The following is an 18,799-nucleotide window of genomic DNA, read 5'->3' on the forward strand; positions in this document are numbered from 1 at the left end:
TACTTACTTTCAGAAGTTAGCGGGCTAATTTATTTTTACCGATATTTGCCGCGAGGATGAATATGCAGATAGATAAAGAAATACATACCGACAAATTTGAAGATAATTACCACCGCGCCGTGGTAAATATCCTTTTCACCTACGGGTGGCTTGGCGGCGTTACGCGTGGGCAGTTCGAGAAACATAATATCACACAGCAGCAATTCAATGTACTGCGTATTCTGCGCGGGCAATACCCTAAGCCGGCCACGGTAAACCTCATTAAGGAGCGTATGATCGATAAAATGTCTGATGCATCGCGTATCGTCGATCGTTTGGTGCAAAAGCAGTTGGTAACACGCTGTACTAACAATAAAGACCGCCGTGCCGTAGATATCCGCATCAGTGAGCAGGGCCTTGATCTGTTATCAAAGATCGACAAGGAGTACAAAACCCGCGACATGTTTCAAAACAACTTAACCGAAGAAGAAGCAGGTAAGCTAAGCGAGTTGCTGGATAAGTTGAGAGGGTAAGATGGTCAGTTGTCAGTGGTGAGTAGTCAGTAATATTTAACTGGAAAATATTACCATTCACCATTCACTGCTCACCACTCACCAAACTACATCTCCATCAAAAACCCAATCAGCGGGATGCTGATGCCCAGCAGCACCACCACCATTTTACGCAGGTTAAATTGGTGCCCCTCGCTGGATTCGAACAGGATGGTCGTAGAAATATGCAGGAATATCCCGATTACCACGCCCATAATGCGGTTAAAATACTGTTGCAGGTTAAAGGCTGCAGTATGGCTCAGCGTATCGCTGAAAAAGTAGCCCGCCGGCGCCATGATCGCGAAAAGCGCTAAAAAGAAGATCATTTTATTTTTGGATACTTTGTTTACCATCATCACGCTGGCTAAAGCAAATGCCGCCGGGATGTGGTGCAGCGCAATACCGAACACCAATTGATTTTGATATCCCTGCGCCAAAGGCATGCCCTCTAAAAAAGCATGGATACAAAGACTCACCAAAATGGCGAACGGAAAAACGCGGTGGTGATCGTGCTCGTGATGGTGGATGTGCCCGTGTTCCACACCATCCGAAAACTGTTCCAGTATAACCTGGAACAAAAAGCCGCCCAGTATGAAAACGCCTACCAGGTTATCGTTGCCGTGGTACGCGTCGGGTATTAAATGTAACACGGTAATCGCAAACAAAAACGCCCCGCTGAACGAGAGCACAAGCTTTAATTGTTTGGTATGATCACCTTTTTTGATCAAAAAAATGCTGACTCCGCCAAAAAAGGCGGCGCCGAACAAAAGTAAAAGCTGCCAGACATGTATCATTAAAACCGGGGATTAAATTTCCTGAATATAAAAGTAAATAACGTGGCAATTACAGTGCCTAACAGTGCGCCGGCAAATACGTCGGCAGGGTAGTGCAGACCTACGTAAACCTGTGCAAAGGCAATCATGCCCGCCCAGGCTACTGTTAGTGCCCATAGCCATTTGTTGCGGCGATAAAGCACCATTCCTAAAAATACTGCAATGGCAAAATGGTCGCTGGCGTGCGATGAGGTAAAACTATACCCCGAACCGCAAGGCACCCGCGTGATGATCAGTGTAGCCATTTGCGGGCTGTTACATGGCCGCAGCCGCTTAACCGAATGCTTGATCACATTGCCGGTAAGGTCGGTAACGCCAACAGCCAACGCTAAGGCGATGATAAGATATGCCCCCGTTTTTTTATAACTGTAGATACAGAACCCAACGATAGCGATGTAGAGCGGTATCCAGGTTTGGGGGTTCCGCATAATTGGCATAAGCCAATCGAAAAAAGCGTTGCCCATACCATGGTTTACCAGGTAGAAAAGTCGATGATCAAATTGCGTTAACTGCTCAAGCATTGGTTTTTCTGCAGATAAATATCAATCGGTCGGATGTTTCGAGGTCAAATTCTTCCAGTTTATAACTGCCAAAGTTGTGTACGATCTCGAAGCCGCTTTGCGCAAAGAAACGTTTAAAATCGGCTATGGCAAAAGCTTTAACTTCTTCGGTGAACAAATAATGCTCGCCCTTGTCATCAAACTCAATACTCTTGGTTATCCGGTCGCCATCTATTTTTTTATGTATGTTGAAACTGATCCCATCCAGTTCCTTTACTTCGCTGTATTTAAGGAGGTGTTTTATTTTATAGCAGTTAAAAAAATCGAGCACCAGTATGCCATTGGGTTTTAAAGCCCTGCGGAACGTTTTTAAGGCGCGGATATGATCGCTCTCCGTCTCAAAATAACCAAAACTGGTAAACAGGTTAAAGGCGATGTCGAAATAATTGATATAAGCCAGATAGCGCATATCATGCACATAGAAATGCAGGCGTTCATTCTCAAATTGCTTGGCATATTGTATGTTGGCTATCGATAGGTCAATACCTGTTACATCGAAGCCTTGCTTATTCAGGTAAACAGAGTGCCGGCCGCGTCCGCAGGCAATATCCAGCAGGTGCGAATTGTCATCAGGTTTTAAATATGCACATAGGTTATCGATAAAAAATTCGGCTTCGGCTACGTTGCGTTGCTGGTACAGTATGTGGTAATAAGGCGAATTAAACCAGTTTTGAAACCACTTTTTGGGCATGTGCGTGTAATAATGACGTGCAAATATAGCCAATTGGAATATGCTAAATGCAATATTTAACATTGGCTATCGGCCAAATATTATTATTTTTGAGGCTAAATTTTATCTCTTGACTTTAATAAAATCTATTTCCGGAATAAGAGGCACTATCGGAGGCGCCGCAGGCGACGGTTTAACGCCTGTTGATATCGTAAAATTTACTTCGGCATTTGGCACCTGGGCAATTGCTAAAACAGGTATCCGTAAAATAGTTGTAGGCCGCGATGCCCGTTTATCAGGCAGCATGGCGCTTAACCTGGTTACAGGTACCTTACAGGGTTTGGGGATCGATGTGGTGGATTTAGGTTTATCAACTACCCCAACTGTCGAGATCGCCGTACCGTTAGAGAAAGCCGCAGGGGGTATTATCCTCACTGCAAGTCACAACCCGAAACAATGGAACGCCTTAAAGCTGCTCAACGCCGATGGTGAGTTCATCAGCGAAAGCGACGGTGCAAAGGTTTTGGATATTGCCGAAAAAAGTGATTTTAAATATGCTGATGTGAACGACCTGGGTACGGTTCGTACCGATGATACTTATCTGCAAAAGCATATCGACCATATCCTGGCCCTGCCTTTGGTGGATGTAAAAGCCATCGCGAAAGCAAACTTCAAAATAGCTATCGACTGTGTAAACTCAACCGGCGGCATTTTTGTACCGGCCTTGCTGGAAGCCTTGGGCGTTAAAACAGTGTATAAGTTGTTTTGCGAACCCGATGGCAAATTTCCGCATAACCCCGAGCCGCTACCCGAAAACCTGATCGAACTGAGCAAAGAAGTTTTAGCCAAAAATGCCGACCTTGGTATAGCTGTCGACCCTGATGTTGACCGGTTGTGCTTTGTGAACGAAGACGGCAACATGTTTGGCGAAGAATATACTTTGGTAGCTGTAGCCGATTATGTGTTGAAAAACACCAAGGGTAATACGGTATCAAACCTGTCGTCAACCCGTGCTTTGCGCGATGTAACCGAAGCAGCCGGCGGCGAATACAACGCAGCCGCTGTAGGCGAGGTGAACGTGGTGAATAAAATAAAAGAGACTAATGCCATCATCGGCGGCGAGGGCAACGGCGGGGTGATCTACCCTGAGTCGCACTACGGCCGTGATGCTTTGGTTGGGATAGCTTTGTTTTTAACCCATTTGGCTAAATCGGGCAAACGCATTTCGGTGCTGCGCCACAGCTACCCTGCTTATTTTATTTCGAAAAACAAAATCACTTTAACGCCCGAAATGGACATTGATGGCCTGCTGGCGAAAGTGAAAGAAAAATATAAAAAACAGCCGCATTCAACCATCGACGGTTTAAAGATCGAGTTCGACAAGCAATGGGTACACCTGCGCCGTTCGAACACCGAGCCCATCATCCGCATCTATTCAGAAGGTGATTCGGAAACCGTTGCCGAGAATCTGGCAAATAAGATAATAGCTGACATAAAAGACATTCTTCAACTGAAGAATTAAAAACATACCCGCGTCATTGCGAGGTACGAAGCAATGATGTAAGAGTTAACTGATTTACTAAAACAACTACTGCCATGCGTGTTTATTTGGACAATGCTGCTACCACTCCTGTTGACCCCGAAGTACTGAAAGCGATGTACCAGGTAATGGAAAACCATTACGGTAACCCATCCTCTATCCATGCGCACGGGCGCGAGGTACGCACCCTGATAGAAAAAGCGCGTAAAACCATAGCAGGGTTACTGCACACTTCGCCGGCCGAGATTTTCTTTACCTCTGGCGGTACCGAGGCTGATAATACCGCTATTCGTTGCGGTATTATCGATCATGGCATCAAACATGCCATCACCAGCAAAACTGAGCACCACGCCGTAGTGCACACGCTCGAAGCTATGCAAAAGGCAGGTATCATTGAACTCGATTTTGTTAAGACAGACAGTAAAGGCAACATCGACCTCGAACACCTCGAAACTTTACTGCAACACCCGGAGCGCAGTTTTGTATCGCTGATGCACGCCAATAACGAGATAGGTACCTTAACCGATATGGAAAAGGTGGGCGACCTGTGTGAAAAATACAATGCCATTTACCACTGCGACACCGTGCAAACCATGGGGCACTACCCGCACGACCTGAGCAAATTAAAGGCACACTTCATCGTTTGCGCAGCGCATAAACTGCACGGACCAAAAGGTGTGGGCTTTCTGCATGTCAACCATCGCATCAAAATAAAACCGATGATCTACGGCGGCTCGCAGGAACGCAATATGCGCGGCGGTACCGAAAATGTTTACGGCATTGTGGGCATGGCCAAAGCTTTGGAGATGGCCTACGCCGAAATGCCGCAACACCAGGCACATATACAGGAGCTGAAAAGCTACATGATGGCCCAACTCAAAGCCAGTATTCCCGGCGTAGAGTTTAACGGCGAAACTGATCCTGAAAAAAGCCTTTACACCGTACTCAATGTATCTTTCCCCGAAATGGAGATGGCCGATATGTTATTGTTTAGCCTGGATATTGCCGGTATCTCGGCATCGGGTGGCAGCGCATGCAGCTCGGGCACGGATATCGGTTCGCACGTATTAACAGCCATTGGCACTAATCCTAACCGACCGGCAGTTCGTTTTTCGTTCTCCAAATACAATACTAAAGAGGATATCGATTATGCGGTAAGCAAGGTTAAGGAAATTTGTTTGGTGAACGCGTAAGACCTTAGAATCAAGAGTCAAGAAGCAAGATCTCAACGCACGTCATTGCGAGCGGTAGCGAAGCAATCTCTACGTAAGCAAATCGACCAAGCTAATCGGACCTTCATATCTCCGCGCGTCATTGCAAAGCACAGCCTGTCCCGAACTTGTTCAGGAAAGCAATTTCTATACTGTATAGAGTAGTTATACAAATCATAAAAATCTGTGTCATGCCGAACTTGTTTCGGCACCCATCATACAGAGCGGTTATGCAAGTCTTTCCGCGCGTCATTATCTTCAATTATTTCCACCTTATCACCCAATTCCCTATATTTAAGCTCATTCAATCAACAATGGGCGATTATTTTCAACTAAAAGCCAAACAAACCACGCTGTCGACCGAATTGATCGCCGGCACGTCTTCGTTCCTGGCAACGGCTTATATTATTGTTGTTAACCCATCCATTTTAAGTCAGGCCGGTTTGCCTTTTGCGGGAGTGTTGACGGCAACGGTATTGGTATCGTTCTTCAGCAGCCTGATGATGGGCCTCTACGCCAAAAATCCAATTCTGGTGGCACCCGGGATGGGCCTGAACGCCTTTTTTACCTATGCAGTGGTTGTTGGCATGAAGGTGCCCTGGCAAACTGCCCTGGGCGCGGTTTTTTGGTCGGGCATTGTGTTTCTGCTGCTATCCATTTTTAATATCCGCACGCATATTGTTAAAGCGATACCCAAACAGTTACGCTACGCTATTTCGGCAGGGATCGGTTTATTTATAACATTGATCGGTTTTGTAAACGCGAAATTCGTGGTGGCCAACCCGGCGACAATTGTCGGTTTTGCTAAGCCGGATGTTGTTACAGTAACATTTTTAGCCGGCTTGTTGTTGATGTCTGTACTGATCATTAAAAGGGTGAGAGGGGGTATTCTTTTGGGGATATTGTTCACTACGCTTCTGGCTTATCCTATTGGCCGCTGGTGGGCGGCCGGACATGCACCGGTCATCAACTGGCAAGGCTTATTCGCTGCTCCCGATTTTTCACTGATCGGTAAACTTGACTTCGTTCATTCGCTGCAATGGTCGTTCGTGCCGGTGATCTTCGCATTTGTGTTTACCGATATGTTCGATAGCCTGTCCACGTTCATCGGCCTGGCCGAGGCGGCAAACCTGCTCGACGAGAAGGGTGAGCCTCAAAACGTTAAAAAAGCTTTATTGACCGATGCGGTATCTACCACCATAGCGGGATTGCTGGGCTCAAGCCCGGGCACAGCCTATATCGAATCGGCCGTGGGTATCGAAGCAGGTGGCCGTACCGGGCTAACTGCAGTAGTAGGCGCTTTATGGTTTTTACCATTTCTGTTTTTAGCACCGCTATTATCGGTAGTGCCGGCTATCGCTACTGCACCTGCATTGGTCTTGGTGGGCGTATTCATGATCCGGCCTGTTACCAAAATAAATTGGCTGCAGTTGGATGATGCCATACCTGCGTTTTTAGCTATGGTGCTGATACCATTTACTTATTCCATAACACAAGGAATTATCTGGGGCTTTTTAAGCTTCACATTATTGAAGATCTTATGCGGCAAAGCCAGAGAAGTGAGCCTGGCGCTGGTCATTATTGATGTATTTGCCATTGCCGCTCTTGTTTTAGCCTGATTAAAACTGATATGAAGAAATATATACTCCTCCCGTTCGCGGTATTCATCAACTGTTTTGTACTCGTGGCCCAATCACCGGTGATTGTTGCCAGTGATATCAGCCTTGCTGAATACAAACCGCAAAACATTACGGCAATCCTCGGCGCTTTTCCGCCCGAAGTTGCTTTGATCCACGATCGTATTCAGCAAAAAAAGGAACTGATATTCCAAAATATACGCTATACTACGGGCGTACTTAACGGTCGGCCAGTGGTGTTGGCCCAAACTGGTATGGGGAAAGTAAACGCAGCAATCACGACCGCTTTGCTTATTGAGCATTTCAATCCGCGCGAAGTGCTGTTTACAGGTATAGCCGGCGGGGTCGACCCTGATCTTTCGCCCGGCGACCTGGTTATCGGCTCTTCTGTTGCCTACCATGATTACGGCACCATTACACCCGATAGCATGATGTTACGTGCTACCCGAAACCCGGTATCCATGCAGGAAAACCCTGTTTATTTTCCATCTGCAACCTCGCTCATCAGCCTGGCGCAGCAGGTAAGCAATAAACTGGTGCTGCATAAAATCGGCGACCGTTCGCCAAAGATCGTTACCGGGACCATAGTAACAGGTGATGTATTCGTCTCATCGCGCAGAGCAACACAATACATGCACCAAAAGATGAACGCCGAAGCTACCGAGATGGAAGGTGCGGCTATTGCGCAAACCTGTTACCAGCAAAAAGTGCCTTTCCTGGTCATTCGCAGTTTGAGCGATGATGCGGGAAACAAAGCCTCTGCCGATGTAGCCAGCTTTTACAAAATAGCCGCCGAGAACTCTGCCGCCATGATTATGGCCATGGTAGCCAGGTTGTAGCAATAAATATTATTCTTTTTGCTTGGGCTTGTCCTTATCAAGATGTAATATGTACGCCGCTTCACTGGCCTTATCGGCTGCGTCTAATGCCTGAGTATCGTCAATATAACCATCGTCGTCATTAGCCCGTTCAACACCATCGCTATGGTAATCTTTCTGACTTTCCTGGTCTTCGGCATCATTTTCTGAATTTTCGCCTGTCGGGATGATCTCGTCTTCGTCTGGAGTTATCATAAAGTTTAAGTTTTATATAAATATAACCATTGGTACGTGATGTTGTTTGAGCAAAACTTAATCTTACACTGCGTCAATAATTCCACCCGAATATTTTCCCTAAATTGCCCTTTCTATCCAGGATTTCGCCATGAGAAAACTCTTTATTTTCAGTTCCGTCGTTATAGTGGCCACGCTTACCGCGTGGAGTTTGATTTGGCCGCCGGCCGTATTCTCATTCGTTATCGTTGGTCCGTTTATTGTCCTCGGTATTTTCGATCTTTTTCAGAAAAGGCATAGCATTGTCCGCAATTTTCCGGTGTTTGGTCACCTCCGTTTCCTAATGGAGGAACTGCGGCCTAAAATTTACCAGTATTTTGTGGAGAGCGATACCGACGGTACGCCTTTTAACCGATTGAATCGCAGTGTGATTTACCAGCGCGCCAAGAAGGTGGATGATACCCGACCTTTCGGTACCGAACTCGACGTTTACGAAAATGGCTACGAATGGCTTAACCATAGCATTGCTGCTATCGATCATAAGAAACTTAATGAAGACCCGCGCGTGCTGGTTGGCGGTCCACAATGTAAACAGCCTTACAGCGCCAGTGTATTTAATATTTCGGCTATGAGTTTTGGTTCGTTGAGCGAAAATGCCATACTCGCATTAAACGGCGGCGCCAAACTGGGCAATTTTGCGCATAATACAGGCGAAGGCGGCTTAAGCGAGCATCACCTGCAGCCCGGCGGCGATATTTTCTGGCAGATAGGCACAGGTTATTTCAGTTGCCGTCATCCCGACGGTACTTTTGATTATGATGCTTTCGCACAACGCGCCGTATTGCCGCAGGTAAAAATGATCGAGATCAAACTGTCGCAAGGTGCCAAGCCCGGCCACGGCGGTATATTGCCTGCAGCCAAGGTTACACCCGAAATTGCCCGTATCCGCCTGGTAAACATGGGCGAAGATGTGATTTCACCGCCGGGGCATACCGCTTTCGGCACACCCTTGCAAATGATGGATTTTATCCAAAAACTGCGCGATCTTTCGGGCGGTAAGCCTGTTGGCTTTAAACTCTGTGTTGGGCACAAAAGCGAGTTCCTGGCTATTTGTAAAGCTATGGTTAAAACGGGTATCTATCCCGATTTCATAACTGTTGACGGGGGCGAGGGCGGTACTGGTGCTGCGCCCCTCGAATTCTCAAACTCTGTAGGTATGCCATTACGCGAAGCTTTAGCTTTTGTATACGATGCGTTAACGGGATTCGATCTCAAAAAACATATCCGCATCATTGCATCGGGCAAAGTGGCAACCGGTTTCGACCTGGTGAAGAATTTTGCCCTGGGCGCCGATATGTGCAATAGCGCGCGTGGGATGATGTTCGCTTTAGGCTGCATACAAGCGTTGGAGTGTAATATGAATACCTGTCCTACGGGCGTAGCCACGCAGGATAAAAGCCTGATGAAAGGCTTGGTTGTATCGGATAAAAAAGTACGTGTGGCGAACTTTCATAAGGAAACCATTGCCAGCGCGGTGCAAATGATAGGCGCGGCAGGCTTGCAGCATCCCTGCGATCTGCATCGACCTTTTATTTACCGCAGGGTGAGCGCGAACCTGATCCAGACTTATTCACAGTTGTTCCCCTATATTCCGAAAAGGAGTTTGTTGGAAACACCGCATCCGCCAAGCTTTGAAGTCAACATGGCCATTAGCTCGCCCGAAACTTTTGTGCCCGATTATAGTAAGATTTCGCAGGTGGATATTACCGGTAACAGTGTAATTGCAAATTAACTATGCTTAACCTCAACTTTAACCCATTCCCAAAACTCGAAACGGCGCGACTAATGTTAAGGCAATTGGATGTTGCCGATGCCGCCGGCCTGTACCTTATCCGCACCGACCCCGTGGTGCTGCGTTACACCAATATGGCGATTCATCAAAATGTTGCTGAAACCGAAACTTATATTAACCGGATATTGCATAACGAGGCCGCCGGAGAGGCCATTATGTGGGCAATTGCGCAAAGCGATGATCCGAAAATCATCGGTACGATATGTTTCTGGAACATCGAACCTGAACACGACAGGGCAGAGATAGGTTACATTTTGCACCCTGAATTGCACAACCAGGGCCTGATGGGCGAAGCTGTTAGCGCAGTGATTGAATATGGGTTTGCGGTAATGAAGTTACAAACTATTGTTGCCGACCTGCACGAAGATAATATCGCATCGGTACAATTATTGAAGCGCAGAGGTTTTGCAAAGGAAAGAGAATCGGAAGGAGATATGGCGGCCTATACGCTGGAAAGAAAATAAAAGCCCGGGGTTTGATCCCCGGGGCTCTCCTATAAATATGTTTTAATTAATGTTCGGGTGCTTCGCCGCCAATCGCCATATCCGAAACTACATCCGGGTCAGTTATGTAATTACGCTCTTTTAACCTTGTAGATACGAACAGGAACGCAACGATAAATACCACGATGATCGATACAAAGAACCAGTAGTAATTGGCGCCTTGTAAATGCGGCTCTAAAAAACCGTGCGAGGAAATATTGCCGTTAATTACCGCCGTAAAGGTATTGCCCAGTGCCACTACCAGGAACCAAATGCCCGACATGGTGCTCTTCATCGATTTTGGCGAGTGGGTATAAGCATACTCCAAACCGGTAATGGATACCAGTACCTCGGCTGCCGAAAGCACCACGTAAGCGAATACCTGCCACCAGATGGTCGGATGGCCGCCATGATCAATGCTTTGTTGTATTATCGCGATAACTACGAACGATAAAGCAGTTAATATCAAACCAACGCCTAATCTTCTCAACGGCGTGGTTTTCAAACCGATCTTATCTAAAGCCGGGTATAACCAGTAGTTAAATAACGGAATAAATATCAGCAGGAACACCGGGTTAAAGGTTTGTACCTGGCCGGCCAGTATGGTAAATTTAGTAAAGCCCAGGTTAATGGTACGATCCATTTTATCAGCCTGTATAACCCATTCTGACAGGTTTTGATCCCACACGGCCCAAAATGCCAGCGCGAAAAAGAAAACGGCCATTACACGATAAACTGCTTTAACACCTTCAACCCGCTCGGGGTCGTATTCGCCTTTGGCTACATCCAGCCAAGATTCGCCTTTTTTCTTTTTACCAAGATTGAACAATGCATAAACCGAAATAAAAACGAAGTTATTTTTGTTAACCCCGGATGGCGGCACACGCACATACATCTTACGACCCGAGAAGAAGATGATCGTAGCCAGCAGCATCAGTATACCGGGAATGCCGAACGCCCATTTAGGCCCATAAGTTTCGTATACCCAAGGGATCAATACTGTCGATATCATCGATCCGGCATTGATACTGAAATAAAACCAGCCGTAAACCTTATCCAGTAAACTCGCATTGGTTTTATCGAACTGATCGCCAACGTTAGCCGATACGCACGATTTAATGCCGCCTGCACCTATGGCTATCAGCACCAGACCGAACGTGAACATGCTCAGGTTGGTATCAAACAAACCAAGACAAAGGTGGCCAAAACAATAAACTATCGATATGTAAAGAATGATTTTATATTTACCGGTAAACCAGTCGGATACCACACCACCTACAAAAGGCAGGGCATAGGCCAGCGCCACAAAAAAGTGCGTGCTTGCGTTGGCATGTGCCTCGGCAGTTTGTACGATCGACGGATCTTTGCTATGTGTCGGATTGTAAAATTGGGCAACTAAAAATGTGACCAATATGGAGCGCATGCCATAAAAGCTAAAACGCTCGGCGGCTTCGTTGCCGATAATGAAAGGGATGCTTCGCGGATATCGCGGTTTAACAGCTACTTCTGCTGATTCTTGCATAAATAGGGATTTAATAATTTTCGTCTAAAATAGCATTATTCCGGTAAATCGAAATTTAATCCTGAAAAGTAACCAAATAAAATTACTTTGTATGTATACCTGCGGGGAATCAAAAATCAAATTTCAATACTGGTGTGTGCTGCGTGCTGCCGAGGCGGCATCGATAGCCGCCTGTTTTTTAGGATCTACGTAAGGTATGGCATCATGCGGATCGGCCAGGTTTTTCAGATCGAGGTTATCCTCAAATATCCAAACACCTTGTTTCAGGCGGTAGCCGCTGTAGGTCATATCGGGCCCATAATACTCGTATTTGCCTTTCAGGCTGGGCTGAGATGGACTCAGGTGGTCAAACACGATCATATCGGGCGCATCGTCGGCTTGGCGCAGCGCCATGGTGGCCTGGCTGGTGTACTCAAACACCACGCGATTGCGGGTTTTACCGTTGCCCATAAATACCGGCAAGCCGAATTGCGGCTGATCATTTTTAAAGGACAATACATCGATCACTTTCTTGGTCGATTTGGCGCTGTTGCCTTTCCAGCCTAAAATAACATAATAAGGCGTTACAGATGTGGTTACCGGGATGATCTTATAATAGCGCGCACCGTACCATTTGCGATTGCTCAATACCGAATCTTCAGGGTTTTTCTGTAAAGGTGAATAATCCTCAAGGGGGTAAAGTTTTAGCGGGCCCGGAGTGTTCATCTGGATGGCGCCGTAAAAGCGGAAGCCGCCGTCGTCTTCGGCCACATGCCAGGTAATCAGCCTGAATTTCGAATCGGGTGAGTTGAGTATGGTTACGCTTTTTACCGAATCGAAACCGTAGTGGAACGAGTCGTTAATCTTCAACGCGCTCACCAATGTACGGATAAAGGTATAGTTAGCGTTCTTACGCTCGTTTTCCTCGCGCTTGTTTACAATTTTATAGCCCAGGCTTTTTAGGCTGTCTTCATATGTTTTGAGTTGCTTTAGCCTGTCGCTACCGGCTTGTGCGAAAGTAAGGGCAGGTAAAACAAAAAATAGCAATACAATTAAAGGGTACTTCATGTCGCGGCGAATCTACCTATTAACGTAAATTTTCGATAACAATTGCGCTGGCCCCGCCGCCGCCGTTGCAAATTCCGGCAACACCGTATTTACCTTTATTTTGTTGCAGCACAGACAGTAAAGTTACCACAATGCGCGCGCCCGATGCACCCAGCGGATGCCCAAGCGAAACAGCTCCGCCGTTTACGTTTACCTTGGCAGGATCGAGATGCATTAATTTGTTATTGGCAACTGATACAACCGAGAAAGCCTCATTGATCTCAAAATAATCAACATCTTCATTTTTTAGTCCCGCACGGTGCATAGCCAGGGGAATGGCTTTCGACGGGGTGGTGGTAAATCTTTCAGGTTCCTGTTGAGTATCAGCGTAAGCAATAACCCGGGCCAGCGGTTTAATACCTAACTCTTCGGCTTTCTGTTTGCTCATCAAAACTACTGCGGCAGCACCGTCGTTCAGCGCTGAGGCGTTAGCTGCGGTAACTGTTCCATCTTTTTTGAACACAGGTCTTAAGGTAGGTATCTTATCAAATTTGACCGCTTTAGGGTCTTCGTCTTCATTGACAACGGTAATGTTACCTTTTTTATCTTTTACTTCAACCTGGGTTATCTCATCGCTAAAACGGCCTTCGGCCTGAGCTTTTAAGGAGCGATTATATGATTCGATGGCGTAAGCATCCTGGTCCTCACGGCTCACGTTACACTCCACAGCACACAGCTCAGCTGCCGAACCCATGTGGAAGTCGTTATATACGTCCCACAAACCGTCTTTAATTAAACCGTCAATAATCTGCCCGTTGCCCAGGCTGTAACCTGTGCGCGCTTTATCCAGGTAATAGGGCGTATTGCTCATGCTCTCCATACCGCCGGCAATCACTACATCATTTTGGCCCAGGGCGATGCTCTGCGCAGCCAGCATAATGGCTTTCGCGCCCGAAGCGCAAACCTTGTTGATGGTGGTGGTAGGCATATCGGGTAAACCGGCAAATTTTGCGGCTTGTGTAGCCGGTGCCTGGCCCAGGTTGGCCGATAGCACATTGCCCATATACACTTCGTTAATGTCCTGTGGCTTCAGGCCCGATTTTTCGAGTGCGGATTTAATGGCGATAGCGCCTAATTGTGTTGCTGATAAAGAGGAAAGGCTGCCGCCGAAGCTACCGATAGGTGTGCGGGCAGCGGCAACGATGTATACTTCGTTCATAAAGATGTAAATAATTTGGTCGGTTCAAATTTAATCATTTGCTACATCTATAACGTATTTTATCGCGAAGGGTTGTTGTTGCGCTATTAATTTTACACAGCTTTTATAAACTCAAAACGGCATTGGTATTTGGCTCAGCTTTCGTTTTTGCCGCTTTTTTTCTTGCTTTTTTTGTGCGAATTGACAGCCTGCTGCAGCAGGTACTCAATCTGCCCGTTAGTGCTCCTGAACTCGTCGGCAGCCCACTGCTCCAGATCTTTTAAAATATCCGGGTTTATCCTCAGCACAAATGCCTTTTTCTCTGCCATTGTTGTTTGTTTATTGAGCCGATCTCCGCCTGTTGCGCCGCAAAATAATCAAATGCGATCCTAAAAAGCAAAGCAGCGGCATATTGTCGACGTTGACCGAATTCGGGTCGATCGTGATCGTGATGACTTTTTTATAGGAAAACAAAGCCTCGGTCATCTTGATGATCTCACCAAAGCGACTGGTATTCCAGGCAAAGCCCCTTGTCCAAACCGAATCGCGCGTAAATTCGGCTTCAAAGCCATCATTCATCTTTAGCTCTGCTTTGCTGAATAAGCCTAATTTGCAGCTGCCGATAACTTCGCCGTTCAGGATGATATTCATCATACGCGAAAAAAAGCTTGCGAAATCAACCCGGTAAGTACGGTCGGCCAATTCAATCACGGCTCTGCGCCTGAAAAAACCTTCGTAGCTTAATTTACCATAGGCAAACTGCCCGTCGCTTAGCTCATACCACGGAAAAAAGAAACTCCGGCGCACTAACGTCAGCTCCGAAGTTCGCAGTAAGTTAAATGCCCTGTACATATTAATGATATAGGGTGCCGGTGTTTACTACGGGCGTAACATTACGCTCACCACACAATACCACCAATAAATTGCTTACCATGGCTGCTTTGCGTTCTTCATCCAGTTCCACCACATCTTTTTCCGAAAGTTTGGCTAATGCCATCTCCACTATGCCTACTGCCCCTTCCACAATCAGGCGGCGTGCCGCGATGATGGCTGATGCCTGTTGCCTTTGCAGCATGGCGCTGGCAATTTCGGGAGCGTAGGCCAGGTGCGATATCCGTGCTTCGATTACTACAATGCCCGCACGCTCCAAACGTTGGTTCAGTTCGTTTTCGAGCATATGGCTTACTTCGTCAGCGCCGTCGCGTAAAGTAATGCGGGCTTCTTCGTCCTCGTAATTGTCGTACGGGAACGAGTTGGCCAGGTGACGCACAGCCGATTCGCTCTGGATATTAACGTACTGGATGTAGTTTTCCACATCAAACAAAGCTTTGGCGGTATCCATTACCTGCCATACAATTACGGCGGCAATTTCGATGGGGTTACCTGCCTTATCGTTTACTTTTAATTGCTGGCCGTTTACGTTATAAGCTTTCAAGGATACTTTCTTTTTAATGGCGAATGGGTTTACCCAAAAAAAGCCGTCCTGTTTAACGGTACCTAAGTACTTACCGAACAGTGTCAATACTTTCGATTGGGTAGGGTTAACGATAATGAGGCCCGGCATCACGAAAAGCATATCGAACAATAACAATATAACACCCGGAACAATAATTTCCATGCTGAAACAAACGATGGCCAATACTAATAAAACCAGGGATATAACAAATGCCAGATAGCCTGACGGCGGGGTGATGATCTTTTCTGAGTTCATTGTGAAATTGATTTAAAATGATATCACAAAGATATCAAAAATTGAAATTGAAAATCCAAATATTTTGTGAAAATATTTTTAAACATCGCTGAAAATCAACAGTGTTTTTCAACTAAGATGACTATCTTCGACTACCAATTTTAACCTCATGAAATACATTTTATTTGTTTTTTTGATGCTGCCGCTTGGTGTTTTTGCACAAACTAATCCTGATGAAAATGTGGTAGATACGACCCTCAAAGCCACTTTAATATCACACCAGTTTAGTTTTACTGAAGGCGCGTCTGTAGATAAAAAAGGAAACGTTTTCTTTACCGATCAGCCCAATGACAAAATTTGGGAGTATGATGTGAACGGTAGGCTATCTGTTTTTATGGATAAGGCAGGCCGCTCCAATGGTACATATTTTGATAAAAAAGGGGACCTGGTGGCTTGTGCTGATGAGAAAGACGAGCTATGGATTATTAGTCCGGATAAAAAGATTACCAAGTTACTCACCAATTACCAGGGCCACCGCCTTAACGGCCCGAATGACGTTTGGGTAGATAACAAAGGCGGTATTTACTTTACCGACCCATACTACCAGCGCCCGTACTGGGACAGGACAACCAGCGATATGAAGGGGCAATATGTGTTCTATCTGCCCAAAGGCAAAACCGAGCCAATTTTAGTTGCCGACGACCTGCAGCAACCAAACGGCATAGTAGGTACGCCGGATAGCAAATACCTGTACGTTGCCGATATCAAAGCCAATAAAACTTATAAATATGCGATAGGCAAAGACGGTAGGTTAAGCGACAAGCAACTGGTAATTAAACAAGGCTCGGATGGCATGACCCTGGATGAAAGAGGCAATATTTACTTTACAGGAAATGGTGTCACGGTTTACAATCCTGGAGGCAAAAAGATAGCCCGCATCGTCATCCCCGAAAAATGGACGGCCAACCTGTGCTTTGCCGGCAAAAATAAAGATGAGCTATTTATTACAGCCTCAGAAGGGATTTATACGATTAAGATGAAAGTACGCGGGGTTGAATAGGGTTGTCAGTTGTGGGTTTTCAGTAGTCAGTTGCAAAAAAACTCACAACCGAGAACTGACAACTGATAACTACTCCACACTTTTCCCCTTCATCGCAGTACTAATGGCCTCATCCATCAATCGCTCGGCAAACGGGCGGGTAAATTCATTCAACTCGTCTATAGCTTTATGTACCGAATCCTTATCGCCTTGAGTAAGTGCTTCTTTTAATTTAGTAACGTATTCCTGTGTATCGGCGATCTCGTTTTCGCTGAGATGAGTGCTGTGTTTTTTGATAAAACCTTCAACGGTATATACCGTTTGCTCACCCTCGGTGCGGGCTTCAATTAACATGCGTTGGGCAACATCCTCTTTAGCATGTGTAATACTGTCCATCAGCATTTGCTCCACCAGGTCGTCGGTAATGCCGTAGGCCGGTTTTACTTCAACTTCCTGTTTTACACCGCTGCGCAGCTCAATGGCCTGTATCTTTAAAATACCGTCGGCATTCAGTATAAAGTTAATGTCTACTTTCGGGAAGCCTGCCGGCATGGCCGGGATGCCTTTCAGATCGAACTCGGCCAGTTTACGGTTTTCTTTGATAAGGTCGCGCTCGCCCTGGTAAACAGCGATCTTCATGTTTACCTGGCCGTCTTTTGATGTGGTGTACTGGCGACCGGCTTTGGTCGGTATCTTCGAGTTACGCGGGATGATCACGTCCATCAGGCCGCCCATAGTTTCGATACCCAGCGAAAGCGGCGTCACATCCAATAACAAAATATCCGAGCGGTTGCCAGCCAATACATCAGCTTGAATTGCGGCGCCTAAAGCAACAACCTCGTCGGGGTTTACCTCATCATGTACCTTACGGCCAAAAAACTCCGATACCATCTTTTTAATCAGCGCCGTACGTGTCGATCCGCCTACCATCACCACTTCATCTATCTGGCCCACGTCCAGTTTGGCATCGGCCAGTGCCTTGCGGCAGCTTTCGATGGTTTGCTCAACCTTAGGCAGTATCAATTGCTCAAAAGTTTGCTTATCTATCGTACACCAGATGTCGCCCGCCTTTTCGTTAAATATGCTCTGGTGACTGAATGATTTCTTAGCCTCTTCGGCTTTCAGGCGCAATTCCTGCGCCAGCTCGCGGTTCTGCTGTAAGGTCGCACGGTCGAGTTTATTATTTTCTATCCAGTAATCCAATATGGCGCGGTCAAAATCGTCGCCGCCTAAAAAAGTATCGCCGTTGGTAGCCAGCACCTCAAAAATGCCGTTTTGTATCTGTAATATCGATACGTCGAATGTTCCGCCGCCAAGGTCGTAAACCGCAATAGTCTTGGTTTCTTCCGGATCCAAGCCCATACCATAAGCCAAACTTGCTGCGGTAGGTTCGTTCACAATGCGCAATACATCTAACCCGGCCAGCTTACCTGCATCGCGCGTAGCCTGCCTTTGCGAATCATTAAAATAAGCCGGCACAGTGATCACGGCACGATTAACAGGGGTTTTCAGCGCATGCTCAGCGCGGTCTTTCAGCTCTTTCAGTATCATGCCCGAAAGTTCTATCGGCGTATAAAATTTGTCGCCAACTTTGATTTTCACCAGACTCTCGGTATTGTCATCAATAACTTTGTATGAGAAGAATTCCTGGTAATTTTCAATATCGTGGTAGCTGCGACCCAGCAAACGTTTAACCGAAAAAATGGTGTTCTGCGGGTCGGTGAGCAAATAGTTTTTGGCTTCGTTACCAACGGTAATATCACCTGCAGAGCCAAAATGCACTACCGAAGGTACAAGTACACCTTTGCCGGCATCGTTGATCACCTTGGGTTGCTTATCCGGATCGATAAATGCCACCAGCGAATTGGTTGTGCCCAGGTCGATACCGACGATGATCTCTTCTTTTTGCAGCGAACCCGTTGCCAGGTTGATGGAAATTTTAGCCATAATTACTATT

At 46.4% G+C, this 18,799-nt stretch carries 19 protein-coding genes; 8 read left to right on the forward strand and 11 right to left on the reverse strand.

Annotated features, from left to right (window positions below):
- Positions 1-56: 56 nt before the first annotated feature.
- The gene (locus BEL04_RS01960; RefSeq protein ID WP_371327575.1) at positions 57-512 is read left to right on the forward strand and encodes a MarR family winged helix-turn-helix transcriptional regulator; all 456 of its coding nucleotides are present in this window, start codon (positions 57-59) and stop codon (positions 510-512) included.
- 86 nt (positions 513-598) lie between these two features.
- On the opposite strand, the gene BEL04_RS01965 is transcribed toward BEL04_RS01960, so the two are convergent.
- Genes BEL04_RS01965 through BEL04_RS01975 form a run of 3 tightly spaced genes read right to left on the reverse strand, consistent with a single transcriptional unit; the run spans position 599 to position 2,614 of the window.
- Positions 599-1,321 carry a ZIP family metal transporter gene (locus BEL04_RS01965; protein ID WP_066003347.1) on the reverse strand — a complete coding sequence of 241 codons (723 nt, stop codon included), beginning with the start codon at positions 1,319-1,321 and terminating at the stop codon, positions 599-601.
- Between the two features lie 2 nt (positions 1,322-1,323).
- The gene (locus BEL04_RS01970; RefSeq protein ID WP_065999620.1) at positions 1,324-1,884 is read right to left on the reverse strand and encodes a phosphatase PAP2 family protein; all 561 of its coding nucleotides are present in this window, start codon (positions 1,882-1,884) and stop codon (positions 1,324-1,326) included.
- Positions 1,877-2,614, reverse strand: coding sequence for a bifunctional 2-polyprenyl-6-hydroxyphenol methylase/3-demethylubiquinol 3-O-methyltransferase UbiG (locus BEL04_RS01975; RefSeq protein WP_065999621.1), 738 nt, complete (start codon positions 2,612-2,614; stop codon positions 1,877-1,879). The genes BEL04_RS01970 and BEL04_RS01975 overlap by 8 nt, the downstream gene beginning before the upstream one ends.
- 109 nt (positions 2,615-2,723) lie before the next feature.
- Between BEL04_RS01975 and glmM the strand changes: the two genes are divergently transcribed.
- From glmM to BEL04_RS01995, 4 genes are all read left to right on the forward strand, one after another.
- On the forward strand, positions 2,724-4,115 hold the full coding sequence (glmM, locus tag BEL04_RS01980; RefSeq protein WP_066003349.1) for a phosphoglucosamine mutase: 1,392 nt from the start codon (positions 2,724-2,726) through the stop codon (positions 4,113-4,115).
- Positions 4,116-4,189: 74 nt separating this feature from the next.
- Positions 4,190-5,326, forward strand: coding sequence for a cysteine desulfurase family protein (locus BEL04_RS01985; RefSeq protein ID WP_065999622.1), 1,137 nt, complete (start codon positions 4,190-4,192; stop codon positions 5,324-5,326).
- Between the two features lie 248 nt (positions 5,327-5,574).
- Positions 5,575-6,963 (forward strand): NCS2 family permease, encoded by a 1,389-nt coding sequence (locus BEL04_RS01990; protein ID WP_254659511.1) that lies wholly within the window; start codon positions 5,575-5,577, stop codon positions 6,961-6,963.
- An 11-nt stretch (positions 6,964-6,974) separates the two neighbouring features.
- Positions 6,975-7,820 carry a 5'-methylthioadenosine/adenosylhomocysteine nucleosidase gene (locus BEL04_RS01995; protein WP_083227723.1) on the forward strand — a complete coding sequence of 282 codons (846 nt, stop codon included), beginning with the start codon at positions 6,975-6,977 and terminating at the stop codon, positions 7,818-7,820.
- Between the two features lie 9 nt (positions 7,821-7,829).
- On the opposite strand, the gene BEL04_RS02000 is transcribed toward BEL04_RS01995, so the two are convergent.
- The gene (locus tag BEL04_RS02000; protein ID WP_065999630.1) at positions 7,830-8,054 is read right to left on the reverse strand and encodes a hypothetical protein; all 225 of its coding nucleotides are present in this window, start codon (positions 8,052-8,054) and stop codon (positions 7,830-7,832) included.
- A gap of 130 nt (positions 8,055-8,184) precedes the next feature.
- Here BEL04_RS02000 and BEL04_RS02005 point away from each other — a divergent pair, with 130 nt between their 5' ends.
- Complete coding sequence (locus tag BEL04_RS02005; protein WP_065999632.1) at positions 8,185-9,825, forward strand: FMN-binding glutamate synthase family protein; 1,641 nt, start codon at positions 8,185-8,187, stop codon at positions 9,823-9,825.
- 2 nt (positions 9,826-9,827) lie between these two features.
- A complete protein-coding gene (locus BEL04_RS02010) occupies positions 9,828-10,349 on the forward strand; it encodes a GNAT family N-acetyltransferase (RefSeq protein ID WP_065999635.1) in 522 nt (173 codons plus the stop codon).
- A 46-nt stretch (positions 10,350-10,395) separates the two neighbouring features.
- Here the strand turns inward: BEL04_RS02010 and BEL04_RS02015 are convergent, their stop codons facing one another.
- From BEL04_RS02015 to BEL04_RS02040, 6 genes are all read right to left on the reverse strand, one after another.
- A complete protein-coding gene (locus BEL04_RS02015) occupies positions 10,396-11,889 on the reverse strand; it encodes a POT family MFS transporter (RefSeq protein WP_065999638.1) in 1,494 nt (497 codons plus the stop codon).
- A gap of 123 nt (positions 11,890-12,012) precedes the next feature.
- Positions 12,013-12,936, reverse strand: coding sequence for a hypothetical protein (locus BEL04_RS02020; protein WP_065999640.1), 924 nt, complete (start codon positions 12,934-12,936; stop codon positions 12,013-12,015).
- A gap of 19 nt (positions 12,937-12,955) precedes the next feature.
- Positions 12,956-14,134 carry an acetyl-CoA C-acyltransferase gene (locus BEL04_RS02025; RefSeq protein ID WP_065999645.1) on the reverse strand — a complete coding sequence of 393 codons (1,179 nt, stop codon included), beginning with the start codon at positions 14,132-14,134 and terminating at the stop codon, positions 12,956-12,958.
- Positions 14,135-14,268: 134 nt separating this feature from the next.
- A complete protein-coding gene (locus BEL04_RS02030) occupies positions 14,269-14,442 on the reverse strand; it encodes an Arc family DNA binding domain-containing protein (protein WP_065999647.1) in 174 nt (57 codons plus the stop codon).
- Positions 14,443-14,452: 10 nt separating this feature from the next.
- Positions 14,453-14,965, reverse strand: a complete 513-nt coding sequence (locus tag BEL04_RS02035; RefSeq protein ID WP_065999650.1) for a hypothetical protein — start codon at positions 14,963-14,965, stop codon at positions 14,453-14,455.
- Position 14,966: 1 nt separating this feature from the next.
- Entirely contained in the window at positions 14,967-15,824 is an 858-nt protein-coding gene (locus tag BEL04_RS02040) for an SPFH domain-containing protein (RefSeq protein ID WP_065999652.1), read from the reverse strand.
- Positions 15,825-15,972: 148 nt separating this feature from the next.
- Here BEL04_RS02040 and BEL04_RS02045 point away from each other — a divergent pair, with 148 nt between their 5' ends.
- Positions 15,973-16,863, forward strand: coding sequence for an SMP-30/gluconolactonase/LRE family protein (locus tag BEL04_RS02045; RefSeq protein WP_065999659.1), 891 nt, complete (start codon positions 15,973-15,975; stop codon positions 16,861-16,863).
- Between the two features lie 69 nt (positions 16,864-16,932).
- Here the strand turns inward: BEL04_RS02045 and hscA are convergent, their stop codons facing one another.
- Complete coding sequence (gene hscA / locus BEL04_RS02050; protein WP_065999662.1) at positions 16,933-18,789, reverse strand: Fe-S protein assembly chaperone HscA; 1,857 nt, start codon at positions 18,787-18,789, stop codon at positions 16,933-16,935.
- Between the last annotated feature and the right edge of the window lie 10 nt (positions 18,790-18,799).

Source organism: Mucilaginibacter sp. PPCGB 2223 (assembly GCF_001705515.1).
Lineage (GTDB): Bacteria > Bacteroidota > Bacteroidia > Sphingobacteriales > Sphingobacteriaceae > Mucilaginibacter.

Coding starts and splice junctions, on each gene's coding strand:
- BEL04_RS01960 (WP_371327575.1), top strand. CDS start 57: ATGAATATGCAGATAGATAAAGAAATACATACCGACAAATTTGAAGAT.
- BEL04_RS01970 (WP_065999620.1), bottom strand. CDS start 1,884: ATGCTTGAGCAGTTAACGCAATTTGATCATCGACTTTTCTACCTGGTA.
- BEL04_RS01975 (WP_065999621.1), bottom strand. CDS start 2,614: ATGCCCAAAAAGTGGTTTCAAAACTGGTTTAATTCGCCTTATTACCAC.
- BEL04_RS01985 (WP_065999622.1), top strand. CDS start 4,190: ATGCGTGTTTATTTGGACAATGCTGCTACCACTCCTGTTGACCCCGAA.
- BEL04_RS01990 (WP_254659511.1), top strand. CDS start 5,575: ATGCAAGTCTTTCCGCGCGTCATTATCTTCAATTATTTCCACCTTATC.
- BEL04_RS01995 (WP_083227723.1), top strand. CDS start 6,975: ATGAAGAAATATATACTCCTCCCGTTCGCGGTATTCATCAACTGTTTT.
- BEL04_RS02000 (WP_065999630.1), bottom strand. CDS start 8,054: ATGATAACTCCAGACGAAGACGAGATCATCCCGACAGGCGAAAATTCA.
- BEL04_RS02005 (WP_065999632.1), top strand. CDS start 8,185: ATGAGAAAACTCTTTATTTTCAGTTCCGTCGTTATAGTGGCCACGCTT.
- BEL04_RS02010 (WP_065999635.1), top strand. CDS start 9,828: ATGCTTAACCTCAACTTTAACCCATTCCCAAAACTCGAAACGGCGCGA.
- BEL04_RS02015 (WP_065999638.1), bottom strand. CDS start 11,889: ATGCAAGAATCAGCAGAAGTAGCTGTTAAACCGCGATATCCGCGAAGC.
- BEL04_RS02020 (WP_065999640.1), bottom strand. CDS start 12,936: ATGAAGTACCCTTTAATTGTATTGCTATTTTTTGTTTTACCTGCCCTT.
- BEL04_RS02025 (WP_065999645.1), bottom strand. CDS start 14,134: ATGAACGAAGTATACATCGTTGCCGCTGCCCGCACACCTATCGGTAGC.
- BEL04_RS02030 (WP_065999647.1), bottom strand. CDS start 14,442: ATGGCAGAGAAAAAGGCATTTGTGCTGAGGATAAACCCGGATATTTTA.
- BEL04_RS02035 (WP_065999650.1), bottom strand. CDS start 14,965: ATGTACAGGGCATTTAACTTACTGCGAACTTCGGAGCTGACGTTAGTG.
- BEL04_RS02040 (WP_065999652.1), bottom strand. CDS start 15,824: ATGAACTCAGAAAAGATCATCACCCCGCCGTCAGGCTATCTGGCATTT.
- BEL04_RS02045 (WP_065999659.1), top strand. CDS start 15,973: ATGAAATACATTTTATTTGTTTTTTTGATGCTGCCGCTTGGTGTTTTT.
- hscA (WP_065999662.1), bottom strand. CDS start 18,789: ATGGCTAAAATTTCCATCAACCTGGCAACGGGTTCGCTGCAAAAAGAA.